This is a genomic window from Pseudomonas sp. PDM27 (assembly GCF_019219205.1).
In the GTDB taxonomy this organism is placed as follows: Bacteria; Pseudomonadota; Gammaproteobacteria; order Pseudomonadales; family Pseudomonadaceae; genus Aquipseudomonas; species Aquipseudomonas laurylsulfatiphila.
In genome coordinates this window covers 353117-375659 of sequence record NZ_JAHUWF010000004.1, presented here as the reverse complement: position 1 = coordinate 375659, position 22543 = coordinate 353117, and the positions used below count along the sequence as shown (strand labels likewise).

20 protein-coding genes are annotated in these 22543 nt (G+C 60.4%); 7 read left to right on the top strand and 13 right to left on the bottom strand.

Going from position 1 to position 22543, the window contains the following annotated elements:
* Positions 1 to 34 precede the first annotated feature (34 nt).
* The 7 genes from recO to lptF all read right to left on the bottom strand — a co-directional run bounded on the left by recO (position 35) and on the right by lptF (position 7672).
* Positions 35 to 724 carry a DNA repair protein RecO gene (recO, locus tag KW838_RS11900; RefSeq protein ID WP_102699107.1) on the bottom strand — a complete coding sequence of 230 codons (690 nt, stop codon included), beginning with the start codon at positions 722 to 724 and terminating at the stop codon, positions 35 to 37.
* Between the two features lie 174 nt (positions 725 to 898).
* Positions 899 to 1801 (bottom strand): GTPase Era, encoded by a 903-nt coding sequence (gene era, locus KW838_RS11895; protein ID WP_007973959.1) that lies wholly within the window; start codon positions 1799 to 1801, stop codon positions 899 to 901.
* Positions 1794 to 2483 carry a ribonuclease III gene (gene rnc, locus KW838_RS11890; protein WP_007973960.1) on the bottom strand — a complete coding sequence of 230 codons (690 nt, stop codon included), beginning with the start codon at positions 2481 to 2483 and terminating at the stop codon, positions 1794 to 1796. Before rnc ends, era begins: the two co-directional genes overlap by 8 nt.
* Before the next feature lie 185 nt (positions 2484 to 2668).
* On the bottom strand, positions 2669 to 3523 hold the full coding sequence (lepB, locus tag KW838_RS11885; RefSeq protein ID WP_015093643.1) for a signal peptidase I: 855 nt from the start codon (positions 3521 to 3523) through the stop codon (positions 2669 to 2671).
* A gap of 5 nt (positions 3524 to 3528) precedes the next feature.
* On the bottom strand, positions 3529 to 5328 hold the full coding sequence (gene lepA, locus KW838_RS11880) for a translation elongation factor 4 (protein ID WP_007973962.1): 1800 nt from the start codon (positions 5326 to 5328) through the stop codon (positions 3529 to 3531).
* A 171-nt stretch (positions 5329 to 5499) separates the two neighbouring features.
* Positions 5500 to 6561: an LPS export ABC transporter permease LptG gene (lptG, locus tag KW838_RS11875; RefSeq protein WP_102699109.1), complete on the bottom strand. Its 1062-nt coding sequence runs from the start codon at positions 6559 to 6561 to the stop codon at positions 5500 to 5502.
* Complete coding sequence (lptF, locus tag KW838_RS11870; protein ID WP_218501157.1) at positions 6554 to 7672, bottom strand: LPS export ABC transporter permease LptF; 1119 nt, start codon at positions 7670 to 7672, stop codon at positions 6554 to 6556. Before lptF ends, lptG begins: the two co-directional genes overlap by 8 nt.
* A 415-nt stretch (positions 7673 to 8087) precedes the next feature.
* On the opposite strand from lptF, the gene KW838_RS11865 reads away from it, so the two are divergent.
* The 3 genes from KW838_RS11865 to KW838_RS11855 are packed head-to-tail and all read left to right on the top strand — an operon-like array spanning position 8088 to position 10483.
* Positions 8088 to 9578, top strand: a complete 1491-nt coding sequence (locus KW838_RS11865; protein ID WP_218501202.1) for a leucyl aminopeptidase — start codon at positions 8088 to 8090, stop codon at positions 9576 to 9578.
* Between the two features lie 60 nt (positions 9579 to 9638).
* A complete protein-coding gene (locus KW838_RS11860) occupies positions 9639 to 10067 on the top strand; it encodes a DNA polymerase III subunit chi (protein ID WP_015093639.1) in 429 nt (142 codons plus the stop codon).
* Between the two features lie 8 nt (positions 10068 to 10075).
* A complete protein-coding gene (locus KW838_RS11855) occupies positions 10076 to 10483 on the top strand; it encodes a DNA polymerase III subunit chi (RefSeq protein WP_102699111.1) in 408 nt (135 codons plus the stop codon).
* A 139-nt stretch (positions 10484 to 10622) separates the two neighbouring features.
* Here KW838_RS11855 and KW838_RS11850 read toward each other — a convergent pair whose 3' ends face one another.
* Positions 10623 to 11390, bottom strand: coding sequence for a sulfite exporter TauE/SafE family protein (locus KW838_RS11850; protein WP_218501156.1), 768 nt, complete (start codon positions 11388 to 11390; stop codon positions 10623 to 10625).
* A 100-nt stretch (positions 11391 to 11490) separates the two neighbouring features.
* Here KW838_RS11850 and KW838_RS11845 point away from each other — a divergent pair, with 100 nt between their 5' ends.
* From KW838_RS11845 to leuA, 4 genes are all read left to right on the top strand, one after another.
* The gene (locus KW838_RS11845) at positions 11491 to 12381 is read left to right on the top strand and encodes a LysR family transcriptional regulator (RefSeq protein ID WP_102699113.1); all 891 of its coding nucleotides are present in this window, start codon (positions 11491 to 11493) and stop codon (positions 12379 to 12381) included.
* 42 nt (positions 12382 to 12423) lie between these two features.
* Positions 12424 to 13803, top strand: a complete 1380-nt coding sequence (gene xseA / locus KW838_RS11840; protein WP_008053235.1) for an exodeoxyribonuclease VII large subunit — start codon at positions 12424 to 12426, stop codon at positions 13801 to 13803.
* A 3-nt stretch (positions 13804 to 13806) separates the two neighbouring features.
* Complete coding sequence (locus tag KW838_RS11835; protein ID WP_102699114.1) at positions 13807 to 14628, top strand: M23 family metallopeptidase; 822 nt, start codon at positions 13807 to 13809, stop codon at positions 14626 to 14628.
* A gap of 459 nt (positions 14629 to 15087) precedes the next feature.
* The gene (gene leuA / locus KW838_RS11830) at positions 15088 to 16767 is read left to right on the top strand and encodes a 2-isopropylmalate synthase (RefSeq protein WP_102699116.1); all 1680 of its coding nucleotides are present in this window, start codon (positions 15088 to 15090) and stop codon (positions 16765 to 16767) included.
* A 184-nt stretch (positions 16768 to 16951) separates the two neighbouring features.
* Here the strand turns inward: leuA and KW838_RS11825 are convergent, their stop codons facing one another.
* The 5 genes from KW838_RS11825 to KW838_RS11805 form a co-directional block, all read right to left on the bottom strand.
* The gene (locus tag KW838_RS11825) at positions 16952 to 17743 is read right to left on the bottom strand and encodes an amidohydrolase (protein ID WP_218501155.1); all 792 of its coding nucleotides are present in this window, start codon (positions 17741 to 17743) and stop codon (positions 16952 to 16954) included.
* Positions 17731 to 18879 (bottom strand): pyridoxal phosphate-dependent aminotransferase, encoded by a 1149-nt coding sequence (locus KW838_RS11820; protein ID WP_218501154.1) that lies wholly within the window; start codon positions 18877 to 18879, stop codon positions 17731 to 17733. Before KW838_RS11820 ends, KW838_RS11825 begins: the two co-directional genes overlap by 13 nt.
* A 145-nt stretch (positions 18880 to 19024) precedes the next feature.
* The gene (der, locus tag KW838_RS11815) at positions 19025 to 20497 is read right to left on the bottom strand and encodes a ribosome biogenesis GTPase Der (RefSeq protein WP_007973987.1); all 1473 of its coding nucleotides are present in this window, start codon (positions 20495 to 20497) and stop codon (positions 19025 to 19027) included.
* Positions 20498 to 20738: 241 nt separating this feature from the next.
* Positions 20739 to 21890 carry an outer membrane protein assembly factor BamB gene (bamB, locus tag KW838_RS11810; RefSeq protein WP_102699119.1) on the bottom strand — a complete coding sequence of 384 codons (1152 nt, stop codon included), beginning with the start codon at positions 21888 to 21890 and terminating at the stop codon, positions 20739 to 20741.
* A complete protein-coding gene (locus KW838_RS11805; RefSeq protein ID WP_102699120.1) occupies positions 21883 to 22524 on the bottom strand; it encodes a tetratricopeptide repeat protein in 642 nt (213 codons plus the stop codon). Before KW838_RS11805 ends, bamB begins: the two co-directional genes overlap by 8 nt.
* Positions 22525 to 22543: the final 19 nt, after the last annotated feature.

Sequence of the window (22543 nt, the reverse complement as noted above, 5' to 3'; positions counted from 1 at the left end):
GAAGAGAAAGTTCGGTGCACAGCATACGGTGTGATCAGGGCTTGCGAAACAGCTCGCGACTGACAAGTGGACGGCCGCCCAGGTGAACGGCCAACGCCTGGCGCATCAAGCGCTTGGCGGCAGACAGAGCGCCAGGGGCAGACCAGTCGGCCTCAGCCATGGCCAGCAGTTCGGTGCCGTTGAACAGACCCGGTTGCAGCAGGTAGACCCGCTCCAGCCCGGCATCCACTTGCAAACGGTAGAGGCCGTCCGGTGCGATGGGCTGATCGTGAATATCAGTCGTCAGGGAAAACCCGTAGCCGAGGTCATCGAGCAAGCGCCATTCGAAGGAGCGCAGCAAGGGCTCCAGGGGTCGGCCTTCGGCCAGGGCCAGCAAGGTGGCGGCGTAATGATCGAACACCGAAGGGAGCGGATCTTCAGCGGGCAGCAGGCGAATCAGCAGCTCATTGAGGTAAAGACCGCTGAACAGCGCCTCGCCATTGAGCCAGGTGGAAACACCGGCACTTTCCATGCGCCCGACGTTCTTCAGCTCGCCCTTGCCCCGGAACTCGACTTCCAATGGCACGAACGGCCGCGCCAGCGTCCCGGCCTTGCCCCGCGCACTGCGCAACACCGCCCGCAGCCGGCCTTGGGGCGTCAGGAAATCCACCAGCGCACTGTTTTCACGGTAGGCGCGGGAGTGCAGGACGTAGGCGGGTTGGCCGATTGGCGGGGTTGAGGACATGGCAATCAGAATTCTCAAGATGGGAACACGATCTTACAAACACCCCAAAACCAATGTGGGAGCGAGCTTGCTCGCGATTGCGGTCTGTCAGTCAACATTGATGTTGAATTTCAGGCCCTCATCGCGAGCAAGCTCGCTCCCACAGGGTTTCACTGGTGTATCAGGAACCGAGTCTTACAGGTCGCCATAACCCAGCGAACGCAACGCACGCTCGTCATCGGACCAGCCGCCCTTAACCTTGACCCACAGGTTGAGCATGATCTTGGAGTCGAACAGCAGCTCCATGTCCTTGCGCGCTTCGGTGCCGATACGCTTGATGCGCTCGCCCTTGTCGCCAATGATGATTTTCTTCTGGCCATCGCGCTCGACGAGGATCAAGGCATGGATGTGCAGGGTCTTGCCCTGCTGCTTGAACTCTTCGATTTCAACGGTGATCTGGTATGGCAACTCGGCGCCCATCTGGCGCATGATTTTCTCGCGCACAAGCTCGGCGGCGAGGAAACGGCTGCTGCGGTCGGTGATCTGGTCTTCCGGGAAGAAGTGATCGTTTTCCGGCAAATGCTCGGCAATCACCCGCTCCAGTGCATCGAGGTTGTGCCCGTGCTGCGCGGAAATCGGGATGATCTGCGCATTCGGCAGCTGCTCCTGCAACCAGCTCAGGTGCGGCATCAGCTCGGCCTTGTCTTCGATGCGATCGGTCTTGTTCAGCGCCACGATCAGCGGACCGGTCACGTACTGGACGCGCTCGAGCACCATCTGGTCCTCTTCGGTCCACTTGGTGCGGTCGACCACGAAGATCACCACGTCGACGTCTTTCAACGCCGCCGAAGCGGTCTTGTTCATGTAGCGGTTCAGGGCCTTCTCGCCACCCTTGTGCATACCGGGGGTGTCGACGTAGATCGCCTGCACGTCACCCTCGGTCTTGATACCGAGCATGTTGTGGCGGGTGGTTTGCGGCTTGCGCGAGGTGATCGCCAGCTTCTGACCCAGGATGTGGTTCAGCAGCGTGGACTTGCCCACGTTCGGACGGCCGACGATGGCAACATAGCCACAGCGCGTTGCGTTTGTATCAGTCATTGCCATTCTCCACACCCAGGGCAATCAGTGCTGCGGCGGCCGCTACCTGTTCGGCAATACGACGGCTCACACCCTGACCTCGGCTTTTTTCATTCAGTAAGATGATTTCGCATTCGACGAAGAACGTCCGGCAATGCGGCTCACCCTGGATATCCACCACTTCGTAACGCGGCAGCTCACAACCACGGGACTGCAGGAACTCTTGCAGGCGGGTCTTCGGATCTTTGTTGGTGTCGACCAGCGTCAGGCCTTCGAACTCTCCGGCCAGCCAGGCGAGCACACGCTCGCGGGCCACTTCCATGCCGGCATCGAGGTAGATCGCACCGATCAGCGCTTCGAGGGCATCGGCCAGAATCGACTCGCGACGGAAACCGCCGCTCTTCAGCTCGCCCGAGCCCAGGCGCAGGTACTCGCCCAGATCGAAACCACGGGCCAATACGGCCAGGGTCTCACCTTTCACCAGGCGCGCGCGCAAACGCGACAACTGGCCTTCGCGGGCCAGCGGGAAACGCTCGAACAAGGCCTCGCCGGCGACGAAGTTGAGGATGGCGTCACCGAGGAATTCCAGGCGTTCGTTGTTACGCCCGGCAAAACTGCGGTGGGTCAGGGCCAGGACCATCAGTTCCTGATCCTTGAAGGTGTAGCCGAGCTGACGCTCTAGACGGCTTAAGGAGACGCTCACGGTTTACCCACGCTGAGTTCGTGGTTCGATTGCACTGCCATCGCCGTGAGGCGGCGCAGGCTTGGGACAATTAACGCTGTGTTCAAAAATAACGTCCTGAATATCATTGGCTTCATGCTTTTTCCGTCACCTTCTTCAGGTTCCAGAAATGCATTCGGCGCTGTGTTCAACAGCGCCGTGTTTGATTACTTGATCAGGCCAACCCGCGAGAAATTCGGCAGGTGACTGAGTTTGGGTTCCGGCCAGCTCATCCAGACCGCGAAGGCCTTGCCGACGATATTCTTGTCGGGAACCATGCCCAGCAGATCCTTGGGAATGCTCGGATCATCCCAGTAGCGACTGTCGTTCGAGTTGTCGCGGTTGTCGCCCATCATGAAGTAGTGCCCGGCCGGCACGGTCCACGAATGGTCCGGCATGGCGCGGTAGCGACTCATCTCTTTACGGATCATGTGCTCGGCGGCGCCGAGTTTTTCCTTGTAGAGTTCGGCGCTGCCCAGCGTGCCCGGCTCGGAGCCGACCAGTTGCTCGGCAATCGATTGACCGTTGACGAACAGACGCTTGTCGGCGGTGTAGCGAACCGTGTCGCCCGGCAAGCCAACCACACGCTTGATGTAGTTGACGTTCGGATCGCTCGGGTAGCGGAATACCATCACATCACCGCGCTGCGGATCACCGACTTCGATGACTTTCTTGTCGATCACCGGCAAGCGGATCCCGTAGGAAAACTTGCTCACCAGGATGAAGTCGCCGACATCCAGGGTTGGCTTCATCGAGCCGGAAGGAATCTGGAACGGTTCCACCAGGAACGAACGCAGCACCAGCACGATGAACAACACCGGGAAGAACGACTTGCCGTATTCGACCAGCAGCGGCTCTTTGTTCAGCTGCTCGACCACGACCATGTCAGGCTGGCTGACGCTGCCCTGATAGGAAGCGATGGCGGCACGCCGACGCGGGGCCAGGATCAACAGATCGAGCAACGCCAACAGGCCGCAGACAAATACGGCGATGACCAGCAACAGCGGGAAATTTAGTGACATAGGACCTAACTATCCAACCTGAGCACTGCAAGGAAGGCTTCCTGTGGAATTTCCACGTTGCCGACCTGCTTCATGCGTTTCTTACCGGCCTTTTGCTTTTCCAGCAGCTTTTTCTTACGGCTGACGTCACCACCGTAGCATTTGGCCAATACGTTCTTTCTGAGCGCCTTGACGGTTGTCCGCGCCACAATCTGCCCGCCAATGGCGGCCTGGATTGCCACGTCGAACATCTGCCGCGGAATCAGATCCTTCATCTTCTCGGTCAGCTGGCGACCTTTGTAGTGCGAATTGTCACGGTGCACGATCAGCGCCAGGGCGTCGACCTTGTCACCGTTGATCAGCACGTCCAGTTTCACCAGGCTGGCCGATTGGTAACGATCGAAATGGTAGTCCAGAGAAGCATAGCCGCGACTGGTGGATTTCAGGCGATCGAAGAAGTCCAGCACCACTTCGTTCATCGGCAAGTCGTAGGTCACTTGTACCTGAGAGCCGAGGAACAGCATGTCGACCTGTACACCGCGCTTTTCGATGCACAGGGTAATGACGTTGCCCAGGTGCTCTTGCGGCACAAGAATATTGGCGCGCACGATCGGCTCGCGCATGTCTTCGATGGCAGACAGGTCCGGCAGCTTCGACGGGTTATCGACGTAGATCGTCTCGCCGGTCTTGAGCAGCAGCTCGAAGATTACCGTCGGCGCCGTGGTGATCAGGTCCAGGTTGTACTCGCGCTCCAGGCGCTCCTGGATGATTTCCATGTGCAGCATGCCGAGGAAACCGCAACGGAAGCCGAAGCCCAGGGCGTCGGAGCTTTCCGGCGTGTATTGCAGCGACGAATCGTTGAGGGTGAGCTTTTGCAGCGCCTCGCGGAAGTCTTCGAAGTCGTCGGAGCTGACCGGGAACAGGCCGGCGTACACCTGCGGCTGAATGCGCTTGAAGCCTGGCAGCACGTCGACGTCCGGCGTCGAGCTCAAGGTCAGGGTATCGCCCACTGGCGCACCGTGAATGTCCTTGATGCTGGCGATGATGAAGCCCACTTCGCCGGCCTTCAGGTCAACGGTCGGGGTGTGTTTCGGGTTGAATACACCGACGCTGTCCACCAGGTGGATCTTGCCGGTGGACTTGACCAGGATCTTGTCGCCCTTCTTCACGCGGCCGTGGCGCACGCGCACCAGGGACACAACGCCCAGGTAGTTGTCGAACCAGGAGTCGATGATCAACGCTTGCAGCGGATCTTCGATGTTGCCGGTCGGCGCCGGAATGGTGGTCACCAGGCGCTCGAGCACTTCATCGACGCCCAGACCGGTCTTGGCAGAGCAAGTGACTGCGTCGGTGGCATCGATGCCGATGATTTTTTCGATTTCTTCCTTGACGCGCTCAGGATCGGCCTGTGGCAGGTCGATCTTGTTCAGCACCGGCATCACTTCCAGGCCCTGCTCGATCGCCGTGTAGCAGTTGGCAACCGACTGCGCTTCAACGCCTTGACCGGCGTCGACCACCAGCAGCGCACCTTCACAGGCCGCCAGCGAACGGCTGACTTCGTAGGTGAAGTCGACGTGGCCAGGGGTGTCAATGAAGTTCAGCTGGTAGTTGATACCGTCTTTGGCTTTGTAATACAGAGTAACGCTGTGCGCCTTGATGGTGATCCCGCGCTCGCGCTCGAGGTCCATGGAGTCCAGGACCTGGGCTTCCATTTCGCGCTCGGCCAGGCCGCCACACATCTGGATGAAGCGATCGGCCAGCGTCGACTTGCCATGGTCAATGTGGGCGATGATGGAGAAATTGCGGATATGACTCAAATCACTCACGGATCAACACTCAAAAAGGCTGCAGGCATAGCCCGCCGAAAAATAGCCGGGAATTGTACCTGATCCACGGCACTAGCGTCACGTTCGCAGGTCAGACGGCACCTACAAAAACGCCCCGGTCTTGCGACAAGGGCGTTTTTGATCGTCAAAGCGCTCGGAAAAAGCCCGCCATCAACCGGCCCGGCGCAACAGCCAGAGCCCGGCCACGGCACAAATACCCGCCGGCACCAGCACTGAAAGCAAGGGTGGGAAGCCGAACACCTGGCTCGAAGGGCCCAGCAAATCCTGAACGATGCGGAAGGTGAAGCCCACCAGCACGCCGGTGAACACCCGTTGACCCAGGGTCACCGAACGCAGCGGACCAAAGATGAAGGAAATCGCCATCAACACCAGGGCGGCAGTCACCAGCGGCTGCAACACCTTGACCCAAAATGCCAGCCAGTAACGGCTGTTGTTCAAACCCTGGTCCGCCAGGTAGTGGATATAACCCCACAGACCGCTGATCGACAGCGACTCTGGCACCATGACCACCGTGCTCAGCAATTGCGGACTCAAGGCCACGTTCCAACGCTCGACCGGGGTCGACACCACTTCAGTGCTGCGCTCGTGGAACACCGTGGTCGTGACGTCCGTCAACTGCCAGTGATCCGTATCGAACTCGGCACGCTTGGCGAAACTCGCCGACAGCATGTGCCGTTCGCTGTCGATACGATAGCGGGTCACGCCGTACAGGATGCCGTTAGGCTGCACCGAGTTGACGTGAATGAACTCATCGCCCTGGCGGTGCCACAAACCGTGCTTGGCGCTTTGTGCATCGCCGCTGCCCTGGGCCAGCGAGCGATTGGCCTGCGCCGCGGTTTCAGCGGGCGGAGCGACGTACTCGCCAATCAGCAAGCCAGCCAGCATCAACACCAGCATCGGCTTCATGACCGCCCAGACGATCCGGCCGATCGACACACCGGCGGCGCGCATGATCGTCAATTCACTGTTGCTGGCCAGAGTGCCCAGGCCGATCAGGCAACCGATCAGCGCGGCCATCGGCAGCATTTCGTACATCCGGCGCGGTGCCGTCAGCGTCACATAGCTCAGCACATCGACCAGGGTGTAGGTATCGCTGACTTCACCCATCTCGTCGATGAAGGCAAACAGCGTCGCCAGACCAAGAATGATCCCGAGCACCGCGAGAATCGCCATGAACACGCTGCTACCAATGTAGCGATCCAGCTTAACCACGGGCCACCTCCAGCGCGCTGCGGCGACTCGCCCGCTTCAAGCGCAAAGGCTCCCAATAAAGCAGGCCCAGGCCAATGGTCAGGAAAATCCCGTGCACCCACCACAAGCCCACCACTGCGGGGATCTTGCCTTTATCAAGGGCACCGCGGGCGGCAATCAGAATGCTCAGGTAAGCCATATAAAGAAGAATAGCCGGCAATAATTTGAGGAATCGGCCCTGACGCGGGTTGACCCGCGACAGCGGCACGGCCATCAAGGTCACGATGAACACCAGCAATGGCAGCGAGATGCGCCATTGCAATTCGGCGCGCATGCGAATGTCTTCACTGCCGATCAACGTACTGGTCGGCATCGCGTCACGGTCGGTGACTTCGTCGCTGACTTCCGGTTTTGGCAGCAATACACCGTACTCGTCGTACTTGATCGCCCGGTAGTCGGCCTGACCCGGACTACCGTCATAGCGATAGCCGTTATCCAGGATCAGGTAGCGGTTGCCGTCCGGGCGAATTTCCTGACGCCCCTTTTCCGCCACCAGCACAGAAATTCCGCGATCCTTGTTGTTGGAACTGATGTTCTTCTGCGAGATGAACACACCACCCAGATTCACGCGATCATCCGACATGCGCTCGGTATAGGTGACCCGGGTGCCGTCACGCAGGGACTGGAAGCGCCCCGGTTCCAGGGTATCGAATTCGGTGAGGGCATCCTGCTTGTTCAGCAGCAGCTGAAACTGATTGGCCCCCTGTGGCGCCAGGCTCAGGCTCAGCCACGCGACGACGAGTGCAACCAGGGTGGCCGGAAACATCGTCATCCAGACCAGCCGCTGCTGGCTCATGCCGGTGGCCGAGAGCACGGTCATTTCGCTTTCGAGGTACATCCGCCCGTAGGACAACAGGATCCCGAGAAACAGCCCCAGCGGCAGGATCAGCTGGAGGAACCCCGGCATGCGAAAGCCCATGATCAGGAACAGCGAGCCCGGATCCAGCAGGCCCGAGGCGGCCTGGGCGAGGTATTTGATGAAGCGACCGCTCATGATGATGACCAGCAGCACGGCGCTGACGGCGCTCAAGGTCAACAGGACTTCGCGGGACAGATAACGGAAGACGATCAAACCAGACACTCCAGGGTTGTCAGGCTAAGGCGGCCAAACAAGCAAACGTATCGGACAGCCCGCAAGACAGAGCCGCCGAAAAAAGATGGCGCATTATCCTGTGATTGGGTGCGCCTGTCACTGCGCAATGCATTGGGCAGGTGTAGGAGCGAGCTGGTTCGCGATGGTCGTCAATGATAACGCGGGGAGCCTGAAGCCCCGCGGTGGTCTCGGGTTCATCGCGAGCAAGCTCGCTCCTGCAACAGGGCCGTCAATTCCATGAAGATCGTACAACCGAGGGTTGTCAGCCGCCGGTAGCGAGGTTCAAACTGCGGCCTTTGTCGCCGGTCGATCCTGGCGCCTTTCTTTTATAAGCAATCGACGCACATAAGGTGTCGGGCGCATGCGTGATAACCATCAATTCAGGGACCCGGACATGGAACTGGTTGTAAAAAGCGTCAACCCGGAAACGTTGAAGACCGCCACTCTCGTGGTCTCCGTCGGCGAAGGCCGCAAGCTCAGTGCCGTTGCCAAACAACTCGACGAACTGAGCGGCGGCGCGATCAGCGCAGTGCTCAAGCGCGGCGACCTGGCCGGCAAGGTTGGCCAGAGCCTGTTGCTGCACAGCCTGCCGAACCTCAAGGCCGAACGTGTGCTGCTGGTGGGCATTGGCAAGGACGACGAGCTGGGTGACCGCCCGTTCCGCAAAATCATCGCCGGCATTCTCAATACCCTGAAGGGCCTGGGCGGCAGCGATGCGGTACTGGCCCTCGACGAAGTCGTGGTCAAGGGCCGCGACAGCTATGGCAAGACCCGCCTGCTGGCCGAAACCCTGGTGGACGGCGAATACAGCTTCGAGCAGTTCAAGAGCCAGAAAGCCGATCCCCGCGCCCTGAAGAAAATCACCCTGCTGACCATCAAGGCGGCCCAGGCTGAAGTGCAGCGCGCCGTGACCCACGCCACTGCCATCGCCAACGGCATGGCCTTCACCCGTAACCTGGGCAACCTGCCGCCGAACATCTGCCACCCGACTTTCCTCGGTGAGCAGGCGAAAGACCTCGGCAAGGAATTCAAGGATCTGAAAGTCGAAGTCCTCGACGAGAAGAAGATCAAGGCCCTGGGCATGGGTTCGTTCTACGCCGTAGGCCAGGGCAGCGCCCAGCCGCCACGCCTGATCGTCATGCAATACAACGGTGGCAAGAAATCCGAGAAGCCGTATGCGCTGGTCGGCAAAGGCATCACCTTCGACACCGGCGGCATCAGCCTCAAGCCCGGCGCCGGCATGGATGAAATGAAGTACGACATGGGCGGTGCCGCCAGCGTGTTCGGTACCCTGCGTGCCGTGCTGGAACTGAAGCTGCCGATCAACCTGGTGTGCATCCTGGCCTGTGCCGAGAACATGCCGAGCGGCAACGCTTCGCGCCCTGGCGACATTGTCACCACCATGAGCGGCCAGACCGTGGAAATCCTCAACACCGACGCCGAAGGCCGTCTGGTGCTGTGCGACGCCCTGACCTACTCCGAGCGCTTCAAGCCGCAAGCGGTCATCGACATCGCGACCCTGACCGGTGCCTGCGTGGTCGCCCTGGGTTCCCACACGTCGGGCCTGCTGGGCAACAACGACGAACTGATCGGCCAACTGCTGAGCGCCGGCAAGGCTGCCGACGACCGCGCCTGGCAACTGCCGCTGTTCGATGAGTATCAGGAACAGCTGGACAGCCCGTTCGCCGATATCGCCAACATTGGCGGCCCGAAAGCCGGCACCATCACCGCCGCCTGCTTCCTGTCGCGCTTCACCAAGAACCTGAACTGGGCGCACCTGGACATCGCCGGCACCGCCTGGACCAGCGGCGGCAAGGACAAGGGCGCCACTGGCCGTCCGGTTCCTTTGCTGACCCAATACCTGCTGGACCGCGCCAAAGCCTGAAACCAATGACCCTGGGGGGCATTGCTTTCGGGCAGTGCCCCCAAGGGATCAGGAACCGCAATGACCAAAGTCGACTTCTATATCCTGCCCAGCGCCGATCCTTCGGCACGCCTGGATTTCGCCTGCAAGCTCACCGAAAAGGCCTGGCGCATGGGTCACCGTGTCTACCTGCATTGCAGCGACGCCGCCCAACGCAACGATCTCGACGCACGCCTCTGGACGTTCAAGGGTGAAAGCTTCGTGCCCCACGGCCCCGCCGAAAACGAACCGGATGGCTTGATTGTCCTGGGTTTGGGTGACGATTGCGGTCAGCATCAGGACTTGCTGGTCAATCTCGACCTGAAAGTCCCGGCCTTCGCCCAGCGTTTCGCCCGCGTGGCGGAAGTGGTGGTGGAAGACCCGACGATTCGCCAGGCCGCGCGGGAGAGTTTCCGTTTCTACCGCGAACAGGGCTATCCTCTGCAAGATCACCGTTTACAGCGACTCTGAGCCTTCCAATGGACACTCCAAAACCGCTGCAACAGTCCGCGCACCTGCTGGACGACCTTGAGTCGATCCGCCAATTGCTCGGCGATGACAACCTGCAACCGCCCCTGCTGACCGACACGGTCGAGGAAGGCGATCAGGAACAGATTCCCATGTTGTTCGACGCGGTCAGCGAGCCTTCGCCGCCCGTCGAACCGACAGCCCCCGCCCCGATCGTTGAACCGGTCATCGCGGCTGCGCCGGCGCCTGCCGCCAGCAAGAACCCGGATGACCTGTTGCACCTGGACAGCGAACTGCGTGCCGCCGCGCAGTTGATCATGCAAGACGTGATCGACGATTTCGCCCCGCACATCGAGACCGAAATCAAGCGCCGCCTCAGTGCACGACTGGAGCGGTTGTTGAGCCAGTACAACGATTGAACAACTTGCGGTGAGGGCTCTTCTGTGGGAGCGAGCTTGCTCGCGATGAGGGCGTCATATTCAACATTGATGTGTCTGTTCGACCGCTATCGCGAGCAAGCTCGCTCCCACAAAAAGGCCCCTGCAACAGGTTGAATCTTCAGGTGCTGAGATATCGCCCAATCAACGCAATCCCACTGGCCAGCACCAGCCACGTCACCAGGCGCACGAACGCCTCGCGAGACATCCGCATAGTCAGGCGCCGCCCGACCCACAACCCCAGCGCCATCGCCGGCAACAGACACACCGCCAGCACCAGCAACGGCAAATCGGCATACACCCCGGCGATAGCAAACAGACTCAAACGCACCACCGTACTACAACTGATCAGCGCACTCTGGGTCGCCCTTGCCGCCTCCTTGGGCAAACGGCTGTTCAGATAGATCGCATAGAGAAAGCCGCCGCTGCCAAACAACGCGCCAAACATCCCGCCCACCGTCCCCATCGGCAGTGCCCACACGGCAGACAACTGCGTCGGGCGGGTTTTGACCCACAGGCTGTAGATCGCATAGACACTGATAAACAGCCCCATCAACAGCAGCAACAGATCGGACTTGAGGTTCAGCAGGAAAATCACCCCCAGCGTGCAGCCCACCGCCATGCAGGGCAACAGCCGCAACAGCTCCGGCCGGGCGACATCCCGCCGCGAAGGCAACAGATTGCCGAATGCCGCGACAAAATCGAGCAACACCAGCAACGGCACGATCTTCGAGAGCGGCATGAACAGAATCAGAATCGGCCCGGCGATCAACGCCGTACCGAACCCGGCGATGCCGAACACGATGTAGGCCAGGGCGATGCCTGCGCCGATAACCAGCCAGTCCATGGCGCTGAAAGGCCATTGGTTCAACAACGTCAATACGCTCATTGCAGCGTTCCTCTACTTTAAGTTCGCTGACTTTAGCCATCGCCGAGCGTTGCGACTAATATCATCAAAGCCACTAACCCATCTCAAAAAGGCATGCCTTGTGCTTTCAACCCGGCAACTGCGTTACTTCGTTGAAATCGCTGAATGCGGCAGCTTCGGCGCCGCAGCCGAGCGCCTGTTCATCGCCCAATCGGCCCTGAGCCGGCAAATCAAGGACATGGAAGTCCACCTGCAAACCCCACTTTTCGAACGTACTGCGCGGCGGCCCCAGCTCACTCCAGCGGGTGAGGCTTTCTTACCCCGCGCCAAAAACCTGTTGAGCGAGCTGATCAAAGCCAGCGAGACGGCCACCAGGATCGGCAAAGGTCAGCACGGCACCTTACGTTTGAGCCATTCCAGCACTGTGCCCATGAGCGGCCGACTGCTGCGCAGCGTCGGCCGTTATCTCGAACATCATCCCGGCGTGTCCATGGACATCGCTCAGTTGTCTTCCGAGGCGCAGCTGCAAGAGTTGGCGGACGGCCGACTGGACATCGGCCTATTGCGCCTGCCAGTGCTGCGTCAGTGTGAAGAGGTGCAAATCGACCCGCTGTACGACGAACCTTTGCTGGTGGCAGTCCCGCCCGATCACTGGCTGGCCGGGGACAGATCCGGGCGGAAGATCAACCTGGAGCAGCTACGCGACGAAGCGTTTATTTCCATCCCTCATCCCCAGCGAGGCGGTCTTAGCTACCTGTCTGCCGAGTTGTGCATGCGCCAAGGCTTCTTTCCCAAGGCAGCTCGGGTAATTTCGCGTAAAACCACGCAACTGCAACTGATCCAGGCGGGATTTGGTATCGCCCTCTTGCCGGAATCGATGCAAGACATTGCGCCGCCCAACGTTCATTTCTTGCCTTTGGCAGACCCCGGCAGCCTTAGCTGCGTCGCTCTGGCGTACCGCAAACACCCGACGGCACTGGTTCAACAGTTCCTCGAGCATTTGGTGATATAGGGGTCGTGCATTCACTTGAAGAATGCCTTTAAACTGCGCCCCATGATTAAAGATCCCTTTGCAAGACTCGGCCTGGACCGCGAAGTCCTGACCGTCAGCCAGCTCAACGGCCGCGCGCGGGTGTTGCTCGAAGACGTGTTCAGCAACATCTGGGTAGAGGGCGAGATCTCCAACCTCGCCCGCCCGGCGTCCGGCCACGTGTATTTCACCCTCAAGGACAGCGGCGCCCAGGTGCGTTGCGCGCTGTTCCGGCAGAACGCGGCACGGGTTCGCCAGGCCTTGAAGGACGGGCTGGCGGTCAAGGTGCGCGGCAAGGTCTCGTTGTTCGAGGGGCGCGGTGATTATCAACTGATCCTCGATACCGTGGAGCCGGCCGGCGATGGCGCCTTGCGCCTGGCCTTCGATGCACTCAAGGAAAAGCTCAGCGCCGAAGGCCTGTTCAGTGCCGAGCGCAAGGTCCCGCTACCGGCGCATCCGCAACGCATCGGCATCATCAGTTCGCCCACCGGAGCGGTGATCCGCGACATCATCAGCGTGTTCCGCCGTCGCGCACCGCAGGTGCAGTTGACGCTGATCCCCACCGCCGTACAGGGCCGCGAAGCCACCGCACAGATTGTCCGTGCGCTGAAACTGGCGGATGCCCGGGGTTTCGACGCCCTGATCCTGGCCCGGGGCGGCGGTTCGCTGGAAGACCTCTGGTGTTTCAACGAAGAAGCCGTGGCCCGTGCCGTGGACGCTTGCGTGACGCCTATTGTCAGCGCGGTCGGCCATGAAACCGACGTGTCGATCAGCGACTTCGTCGCCGACGTTCGCGCGCCCACCCCTTCCGCTGCCGCCGAATTGCTGGCACCGGATTCCAGTGACCTGGTGCGTCGGGTCGAGAGCCTGCACCGCCGGCTGGTGATGCGCATGCGTGACCGTTTGATGCGCGACCGCCTGCGCCTGGAAGGTATCTCTCGCCGCCTGCGCCATCCCGGCGAGCGTCTGCGCCAACAAGCGCAACGCCTGGATGACCTGGACATGCGCATGCGCCGCGCGTTCGAGCGTAGCCTCAACACCCGTCGCGAACGCTTGATCCGCCTGGAAACCCGTCTGGCCGCACAACATCCGGGCCGGCAACTGGCAATGCTGCGCCAGCGTCTGGACAGCCTGGCCGAACGCCTGCCCCGCGCCATCCGCGAAGGGCTGAAGAACCGTCGCCTGCAGTTGCACAGCCAGATGCAGACCCTGCATGTGGTCAGCCCGCTGGCGACCCTCGGCCGCGGCTACAGCATCTTGCTGGACGAGCGCGGCAACGCAATCCGCAACGCCGCGCAAACCCACACCGGCCAGCGCCTGAAGGCCAAGCTGGGCGAAGGCGAACTGCAAGTGCGGGTCGAAGACAACCACCTGACGCCTGTCACCCTTTCTTTACTGGACTGATCCATGCCGCGTTTCCTGGCTCCATTGCTATTGCTGCTCCTGACCTTCAACGCCCACGCCGACAGCTACATCACCCGCCTGTTGAACAAACCGGTGCCGGGCGGCGTGGCGGTGGTGGATCTGGGCCCCTCCGCCCAAGCGCCAAAAGCCAGTTATCAAGGCAAACCCGTGCTGGTCGTGAAGGAGCAGAACAACTGGCTGGCCATCGTCGGCGTACCGTTGACGGTCAAGCCGGGAGCCCAATCGATCAGTAGCGGTGGTCGCAATCTGAATTTTACGGTTGGCAACAAGAAATACCCGGAACAGCGCATCACCCTGAAGAACACCCAGCAGGTCAATCCGGACCCGGAAAATCTCAAGCGCATCGAGCGTGAACTGGCCGAGCAGATTGCCGCTTACCGCACGTTCAGCCCCAATACGCCAAGCAACCTGCTGCTGGACAAACCGGTGAACGGGCCGCTGTCGAGCAAGTTTGGCGTGCGGCGCTTCTTCAACGGTGAGGAGCGTAATCCTCATTCGGGTCTGGATTTCGCGGTGGGCGCCGGCACACCGATCAAGACCCCGGCCGCGGGCAAGGTGATCCTGATCGGCAACTACTTCTTCAATGGCAATACGGTGTTCGTCGACCATGGCCAGGGCTTCATCAGCATGTTCTGCCATATGTCGAAAATCGACGTGAAGGTGGGGCAACAGCTGGCCCGGGGTGGTGTGGTTGGCAAGGTCGGCGCGACCGGCCGGGCGACAGGGCCGCATATGCACTGGAACGTCAGCCTGAACGATGCGCGAGTGGATCCGGCCATTTTCATTGGTGCGTTTCAACCTTGATTATTGCGTAAGGCAGCTGACGCCATCGCGAGCAAGCTCGCTCCCACATTGGATCTGCGTGAACACGGACACTGTGGGAGCGAGCTTGCTCGCGATGGCAATTTCACAGGCACCGAAAGTCGTCCAGCCATGCCCCACACCAATTGCGCACCGCCTGAACCTCGCGCAAAAAACAAGATCATCGCAACCATTTGAAGCAATAAAATCTCGATAAATACCCGCCCACGAGTATTCCTCTCAATTTTTTTCGACTGCTTGCCATCCTTTCCCCCCGCGGTTAGGGTTGAAGGCATGAAAACCTCTCACACCCTCATTCAGCTCCGCCAGCACAGCAGCCTGTGCCTTGTCAGTGCACGACTGCCGGGCTGAATCGTGGTGCCTCGTCCCAAGCGTTAGTCCAAGAACTTTTGATCCACCGGCAGGCCGCCTTTTTTCGGCCCACACAATAAGGATTTCCCGATGAGCATGCTCAAAGACCCGTCTTCGAAATACCGCGCGTTCCCGACCATCGACATTCCGGACCGCACCTGGCCATCGAAAACCATCACCGCCGCACCGATCTGGTGCAGTTCCGACCTGCGCGACGGCAACCAGTCGCTGATCGAGCCGATGGACGCCGTCAAGAAGCTGCGCTTCTGGAAAACCCTGGTGCAGGTCGGCGTGAAGGAAATCGAAGCATCGTTCCCGGCCGCTTCGCAAACCGACTTCGACTTCGTCCGTACCCTGATCGAAGGCAACCACATCCCGGACGACACCACCATCCAGGTGCTGACCCAGGGCCGTGAAGACCTGATCGAGCGCACCTTCGAATCCCTGCGCGGCGCGAAGAAAGCCATCGTTCACCTGTACAACGCGACCTCCCCTTCCTTCCGCCGCATTGTCTTCAACCAGGACAAGGACGGGGTCAAGGCCATCGCCGTGAACGCCGCCAAGCTGTTCGTCAAATACGCAGCCATGCAGCCGGACACCGAGTGGACCTTCGAATACTCGCCAGAGACCTTCAGCGCCACCGAACTGGAGTTCGCCAAGGAAGTCTGCGACGCGGTCATCGAGGTCTGGAACCCGACGCCCGAACACAAGATGATCCTCAACCTGCCGGCCACCGTCGAATGCGCGACCCCGAACATCTATGCCGACCAGATCGAATGGTTCGGCCGTCACATCAACCGTCGTGACAGCGTGATCATCAGCCTGCACACCCACAACGACCGTGGCACTGGCGTTGCTGCCACCGAACTGGGCCTGATGGCCGGCGCCGACCGTGTCGAAGGCTGCCTGTTCGGCAACGGCGAGCGTACCGGCAACGTCGACCTGGTGACCGTGGCCCTGAACCTCTACACCCAGGGCGTGAACCCTGAACTGGACTTCTCCGACATCGACGGCGTGCGCAAAGTCGTCGAAGAGTGCAACCAGATCCAGGTACACCCGCGTCACCCGTACGTCGGCGACCTGGTGCACACCGCGTTCTCCGGTTCGCACCAGGACGCAATCCGCAAGGGCTTCGCCCAGCAGAAATCCGATGCCTTGTGGGAAGTGCCGTACCTGCCGATCGACCCGGCTGACATCGGCCGCAGCTACGAGGCGGTCATCCGCGTCAACAGCCAGTCGGGCAAGGGTGGCATCGCCTACCTCCTGGAGCAGGAATACGGCATCAGCTTGCCACGTCGCATGCAGATCGAGTTCAGCCAGGTCGTGCAGCGTGAAACCGACCGCCTGGGCCTTGAGATGACTGCCCAGCAAATCCACGCGCTGCTGCACAGCGAGTACTTGCAGGCCAACACCCCGTACGCGCTGGTCAGCCATCGCCTGCAGGAAGAAAATGGTCACAGCTCCGTCGAAGTGGAAGTGGCCAGCAAAGGCCAGGGCGAGACCAACCTGCACTGGCGCGGCAAGGGCAACGGTGCCCTGGAAGCACTGGTGGCCGGTCTGCCGATCCCGGTGGAGATCATGGACTACAACGAACACGCCATTGGCGCGGGCACCAATGCCAAGGCTGCGGCCTACATTGAACTGCGCGTGAACGGCGAACGTGCGGTGCATGGCGTCGGCATCGATGAAAACATCACCACCGCCAGCTTCAAGGCCCTGTTCAGTGCGCTGAACCGTTCGCTGAGCCAGCCGGAAGCGAAAGCGGCGTAAGACTTTGCTGCAATGCAAAAGGCCCCGGGGTTTGCACCTCGGGGCCTTTTGTTTGCCTGTCCGTTTTTGTGCTGTTTGTCCTGGCCCCATCGCGAGCAAGCTCGCTCCCACATTGTCCGTGTTCACATTAACCACTGTGGGAGCGAGCTTGCTCGCGATGGGGCCCCGTCAGACAGAAAAGATTTCAGGTGAACTCGAAGGTATCGGCATCCAGATTCGCCGGAAACCGCTGCCGATACGCGGCCAGCTCTGCCGCATCCAGCGTCACCTTGAACACCCCGTCAGCCTCCCCCGCACTGAGCAACGTTTCGCCCTGGAAATCCAGCACCTGGCTGTCCCCGGTATAGGCGAAGCCTTTGCCATCGGTGCCAACGCGATTGACTGCCGCCACGTAGCACAGATTCTCGATCGCCCGCGCCGGCAGCAGACGGTTCCAATGCTGGCGTCGCGCACCCGGCCAGTTCGCGGTGTACAGCAGCAGATCCGTGTCCTGAGCGTCACGACTCCACACCGGGAAGCGCAAGTCGTAGCAAATCAGCGGCCGCACGCGCCAGCCCTTTAACTCGAACTGCACCTGGCGCTCGCCCGGGGTGTAGTGGTTATGCTCACCGGCCATGCGGAACAGGTGACGCTTGTCGTAATGCAGCACCTCGCCATCCGGGCGTGCCCACAGCAGGCGATTGCGATGGCTGCCGTCGGCGGCCTGGATGATCACGCTGCCGGTAATCACGGCATCAAGTCTTGCCGCCTGAACCCGCAGCCACTTGCTGGTGGGGCCGTTTTCCGATTCCGCGAGGGTCTCGGATTCCATGGAAAAACCGGTGGTGAACATCTCCGGCAGAATGATCAGGTCAGCGCCACGAGCCAGCTCCAGCAATGACTCGAAATGCTCCAGGTTGGCCTGACGGTCGTGCCAGGCCAGGGATGTCTGGATCAGCGCCACAGTCAGGTTCGGCAATGCACTCAGATCACGCATAGTTTTTCCGCCGCTTCACGCAGGGTCTCCTCACGCTTGGCAAAGCACAGCCGCACCAGACGCTGCCCTTCAGGCGGTGTCTGGTAGAACACCGAGATCGGGATACTGGCCACACCATGCTCGCGAGTCATCCACAGGGCCATCTCGACATCATTGAGGTCCGGGCGGATCTGCGAGTAATCGACCAACTGGAAATAGGTGCCGGTCACCCGGGTGAAACTGAAACGCGACGGCACCAGCAGATCGCAGAACAGATCACGCTTGGCCTGATAGAAGTCCGGCAGCTCTTCGACGTGCTCCGGATGTTCGGCCATGAAATCGGCCAAGGCGTATTGCAGCGGTGTCACACCACAGAAATTGACGTACTGATGCACCTTGCGCAATTCCGCCGTCAGGGCCGGCGGCGCGACCACGTAGCCGGTTTTCCAGCCGGTGACGTGGTAGGTCTTGCCGAACGAGCTGACCACGAAAGCACGCTGATACAGCTCTTCATGGGCCAGCACGCTGACATGGGGCACACCGTCATACACCAGGTGTTCGTAGACTTCGTCGCTGATCAGATAGATGTCGCGATCGCGGATCAACGCCGCCAACTGATCGAGTTCGGCACGACTGATCAATGCACCACTGGGGTTGTGCGGGGAGTTGAGAATGATCATCCGCGTGCGCGGGCTCAGCGCCTGGGCAAGCTTCTCGAAGTCGATACTGAAATCGTTCAAGCCCAGTTGTACATGCACGCAACGACCGCCGGCCAGTTCTACCGAGGGCTCGTAGCTGTCGTATGCCGGGTCAAACACGATGACTTCGTCGCCGCTGTGGATAACCGCCTGAATGGCACAGAAAATCGCTTCGGTCGCGCCTGGGGTGACCGTCACTTCAGTATCCGCATCCACCTGCGTGCCATAGCTGCGGGCAATCTTCACCGCAATCTGCTGACGCAACACCGGCAGGCCGGTCATCGGCGAATACTGGTTATGGCCACCGGCGATATGCCGGCCAACCGCATCGCACAGGGCCTGCGGGGCCGCGAAATCGGGAAAGCCCTGGGACAGATTGAGCGCGCCGGTCTGTGCCGCGAGCTGAGACATCTGCGTGAAGATGGTGATGCCGACATTCGGCAGCTTGCTGGTGATCATCGATAGCCCCTTGCAGGTGAGCTACAAGTTTCAAGCTGCAAGCTGCAAGTGGTCAAGCGCCAAACCTCCAGACGCAAAAAAGGGCCCTGGAAAGGACCCTTTTTGCTTTGACTTGAAGCTTGAAGCTTGAAGCTTGCAACTGCTTTTATCGCTTGTCGCGGCGCTTCTTGTCGGCTTTCTTGTGGTGCGACATCAAACGACGCTTCTTGTTGACCTGACGGTCGGTGAGCGTGTTCTTGTTGCCTTCGTACGGGTTCTCGCCGCCCTTGAACTCGATGCGGATCGGCGTACCGACCAGCTTCAGGACACGGCGGTAAGTGTTTTCCAGGTAACGCACGTAGGACTTCGGCACCTTCTCGATCTGGTTGCCGTGGATCACGATGATTGGCGGGTTTGCACCACCAAGGTGGGCATAACGCAGCTTGATCCGACGGCTGTTGACCATTGGCGGCTGGTGCTCGCTGACCGCATCTTCGAGGATCTGGGTCAGGCGGCTGGTCGGCCAACGGGTAACCGCAGACTTGAACGAGTTCTGTACCGACGCGTAGAGGTTGCCCACGCCGGTGCCGTGCAAGGCCGAGATGAAGTGGATATCGGCGTAGTCAACGAAGAACAGCCGACGTTGCAGCTCGACCTTCACGAAGTCGCGCTCGCTCGGCGTCATGCCGTCCCACTTGTTGATCGCGATGACCAGCGCACGACCCGATTCAATGGCGAAGCCCAACAGGTTGAGGTCGTGATCGACCACACCTTCGCGGGCGTCCATCACGAAGATCACCACGTTGGCGTCTTTGATCGCCTGCAGGGTTTTGACCACGGAGAACTTTTCGACTTCTTCGTGGATCTTGCCGCGCTTGCGCACACCGGCGGTGTCGATCAGCGTGTACTTCTCGTCGTTACGTTCGAACGGGATGTAGATACTGTCGCGGGTGGTGCCGGGTTGGTCGTAGACGATGACCCGGTCTTCACCGAGCATGCGGTTGACCAGGGTCGACTTGCCGACGTTCGGACGGCCGATGATCGCGATCTTGATCCCGTCTTTTTCGCTTGGGCCAGGAATGCGCTTGGCTTCCTCGCCTTCGGCGACGACCTCTTCCTCTTCGCCTTCCTGCGGCTCGTCTTCGTCACGCGGGAATTCACTCAGTGCCGCTTCCAGCAACTGGGTGATACCACGGCCGTGGGCACCGGCGATCGGGATCGCATGGCCCATGCCCAACGGGGCGAATTCGGCGCGGGCCATTTCCGGGTCGATGTTGTCGACCTTGTTGGCGACCACGTGGGAACGCTTGTTACGTTTGCGCAAATGCTCGGCGATCATCTGGTCGGCGGCGGTAAAACCGGCCTTGGCATCTACCAGGAACAGAACGACATCGGCTTCTTCGATGGCCAGCAGCGACTGCTCGGCCATCTTTTCGTCCATACCGTGCTCGTCACCGGAGATACCGCCGGTGTCGATCAGAATGTAGGAACGCCCTTGCCACTTGGCCTCACCGTACTGGCGATCACGGGTCAGACCGGACAAGTCGCCGACGATGGCGTCACGAGTCCTGGTCAGGCGGTTGAACAAGGTGGACTTGCCGACGTTCGGTCGGCCCACCAGGGCGATTACGGGAACCATGCGGCTCTCCACTTCGTTATTTCAGAAAATACAAAAGCCGCTGCGAGGCAGCGGCTGGTGCTCGGGGCAACACTGCGCGCTTGTCTGTGGGAGCGAGCCTGCTCGCGATAAACGCAAAGGCACCGCGTTCATTCAGGACGCAAACGTTATCGTTGACGTCCATCGCGAGCAGGCTCGCTCCCACATTCATACCCACAAGTGAAGCAGCCTGGGGGGGTTAACCCCAAGCATAGTCAAACCTTTACTTGATGGTCAGGGCTTCCAGTTTGCCGCTGTTGCCATACACATAAATCGTGTCACCCACCACCAGCGGACGGGCACGCAGGCCGTCGCTGTCGATGCGCTCGCGGCCGACGAATCGACCGTCCACCTGACTCAGCAGGTGCAGGTAACCTTCCAGGTCACCGACTGCAACGTAGCTGGAGAACACTTCCGGGGCCGACAGTTGACGGCGGGCCAGCGAATCGTTGCTCCACAAGGCTGTGGTGGAACGCTCGTCGACGCCTTCAACGGTACCCGAAGACAGGCTTACATAAACGGTGCCAAAGCCCTGGGCGACACCGGCGTAGCTGGAAGCATCACGCTGCCAGAGCTGACGGCCGCTTTGCAGGTCCAGAGCGGCAACGCGCCCCTGATAACTGGCGACATACAGCGTCTCGCCCGACAGCAGCAAGCCACCGTCGATATCGACCACGCGCTCCAGCTCCGAACGACCTTGCGGGATCGCTACGCGCTGTTCCCACACCGGTACGCCGTTGGTGATGTCCACGGCAACCACTTTACCGGTCGACAGGCCAGCCACCGCGAGGCGGTTGGTCACGATCGGTGCACTGGTGCCCCGCAGGGTCAGAACCGCAGGCGTGCTGTCGTAGATCCAGCGACGATCACCGGTGGAGGCATCCAGGCCGATCAGGCGATCGTCCTGAGTCTGAACCACCACAACGTCACCGTTGTTGGCTGGCGGTGCCAGTACTTCGCTGGACACGCGAGCGCGCCACTTTTCTTCACCGTTGATCGCGTCCAGGGCAACGATTTCACCCTTGATCGTACCGATCGTGACCAGACCGTAACCAACGCCGACAGCGCCGGAAACAGGCAGCTCGAGATCTTTCTTCCATTTGACGTCGCCCGTGTGGCGATCCATCGCCATCAACACGCCAGTGACGTCGGCGGCATAGATGGTATCGCCATCGATGGCCGGAACCAGCATGTTGTAGGTTTCGCCCTGACCGTCACCGATCGAACGACTCCACTGCTTTTGCAGAACCACTTCTTCCTTGAAGTCGACCAGTTCGGCCGGAGGCAGTTCTTTTTTGCTGTTGCTGCTGCAACCCGCGGCCAAAATGGCCAGGGCCAGCAATGCTGCATGTTTCCAACGAATCACGTCACGCATCCCCTTTGGCCAGGTCGTCCAGCTTGATTTGCAGGCCACCGACCGCCGCTTCATCCGACAGTGCCGCCTTGGCTTTTTGATACGCCGCGCTCGCCTCGTCGGTACGACCCAACTGCACCAGCAGGTCGCCCTTGAGTTCTTCGCGAGTGGCCAGGAATGCCTTGTCGGCATCGCCTTCGAGCAGCTTCAGGGCTTCGTCGGCCTTGTTCTGCGCGCCGAGTACCTGGGCCAGACGCTGACGGGCGATTTCGCCCAGTGCCGGGTTGGCCGGTTTGGCGACAATGGCCTTGAGTTCGGTGGCCGCGTCGTCCAGCTTGCCGCTGTCGACCGCTACCTTGGCCACGAACAGGCTGCCGTACTGCGCGTAGGCGCTGCCGCCGTACTCGCTGTTAAGCTTGCCGGCCAGGTCCGAAACACGGGCCGCATCAGGCTTGCCGTCAGGCGTCAGCGTGGTTTCGAGCAATTGTTGATAGAGAATCGAGGCGCCTTGCGACTGATTGCTCTGATACTTGTGGAACGCCTGCCAGCCGAACACGATGACCAGCGCCAACAGGCCGCCAGTGACCAGGGGCTTACCGTTGCGTGACCACCATTCCTTCAGTTCCATCAAATGTTCGTCTTCGGTACTCGACACCCCAATACTCCTTAATCGC

Excerpts from the sequence above, each read along its gene's own strand:
- recO (WP_102699107.1), bottom strand. The coding sequence starts at position 724 with ATGTCCTCAACCCCGCCAATCGGCCAACCCGCCTACGTCCTGCACTCC.
- era (WP_007973959.1), bottom strand. The coding sequence starts at position 1,801 with ATGACTGATACAAACGCAACGCGCTGTGGCTATGTTGCCATCGTCGGC.
- lepB (WP_015093643.1), bottom strand. The coding sequence starts at position 3,523 with ATGTCACTAAATTTCCCGCTGTTGCTGGTCATCGCCGTATTTGTCTGC.
- KW838_RS11865 (WP_218501202.1), top strand. The coding sequence starts at position 8,088 with ATGGAACTGGTTGTAAAAAGCGTCAACCCGGAAACGTTGAAGACCGCC.
- KW838_RS11860 (WP_015093639.1), top strand. The coding sequence starts at position 9,639 with ATGACCAAAGTCGACTTCTATATCCTGCCCAGCGCCGATCCTTCGGCA.
- KW838_RS11855 (WP_102699111.1), top strand. The coding sequence starts at position 10,076 with ATGGACACTCCAAAACCGCTGCAACAGTCCGCGCACCTGCTGGACGAC.
- KW838_RS11850 (WP_218501156.1), bottom strand. The coding sequence starts at position 11,390 with ATGAGCGTATTGACGTTGTTGAACCAATGGCCTTTCAGCGCCATGGAC.
- xseA (WP_008053235.1), top strand. The coding sequence starts at position 12,424 with ATGATTAAAGATCCCTTTGCAAGACTCGGCCTGGACCGCGAAGTCCTG.
- KW838_RS11835 (WP_102699114.1), top strand. The coding sequence starts at position 13,807 with ATGCCGCGTTTCCTGGCTCCATTGCTATTGCTGCTCCTGACCTTCAAC.
- leuA (WP_102699116.1), top strand. The coding sequence starts at position 15,088 with ATGAGCATGCTCAAAGACCCGTCTTCGAAATACCGCGCGTTCCCGACC.
- KW838_RS11825 (WP_218501155.1), bottom strand. The coding sequence starts at position 17,743 with ATGCGTGATCTGAGTGCATTGCCGAACCTGACTGTGGCGCTGATCCAG.
- KW838_RS11820 (WP_218501154.1), bottom strand. The coding sequence starts at position 18,879 with ATGATCACCAGCAAGCTGCCGAATGTCGGCATCACCATCTTCACGCAG.
- der (WP_007973987.1), bottom strand. The coding sequence starts at position 20,497 with ATGGTTCCCGTAATCGCCCTGGTGGGCCGACCGAACGTCGGCAAGTCC.
- bamB (WP_102699119.1), bottom strand. The coding sequence starts at position 21,890 with ATGCGTGACGTGATTCGTTGGAAACATGCAGCATTGCTGGCCCTGGCC.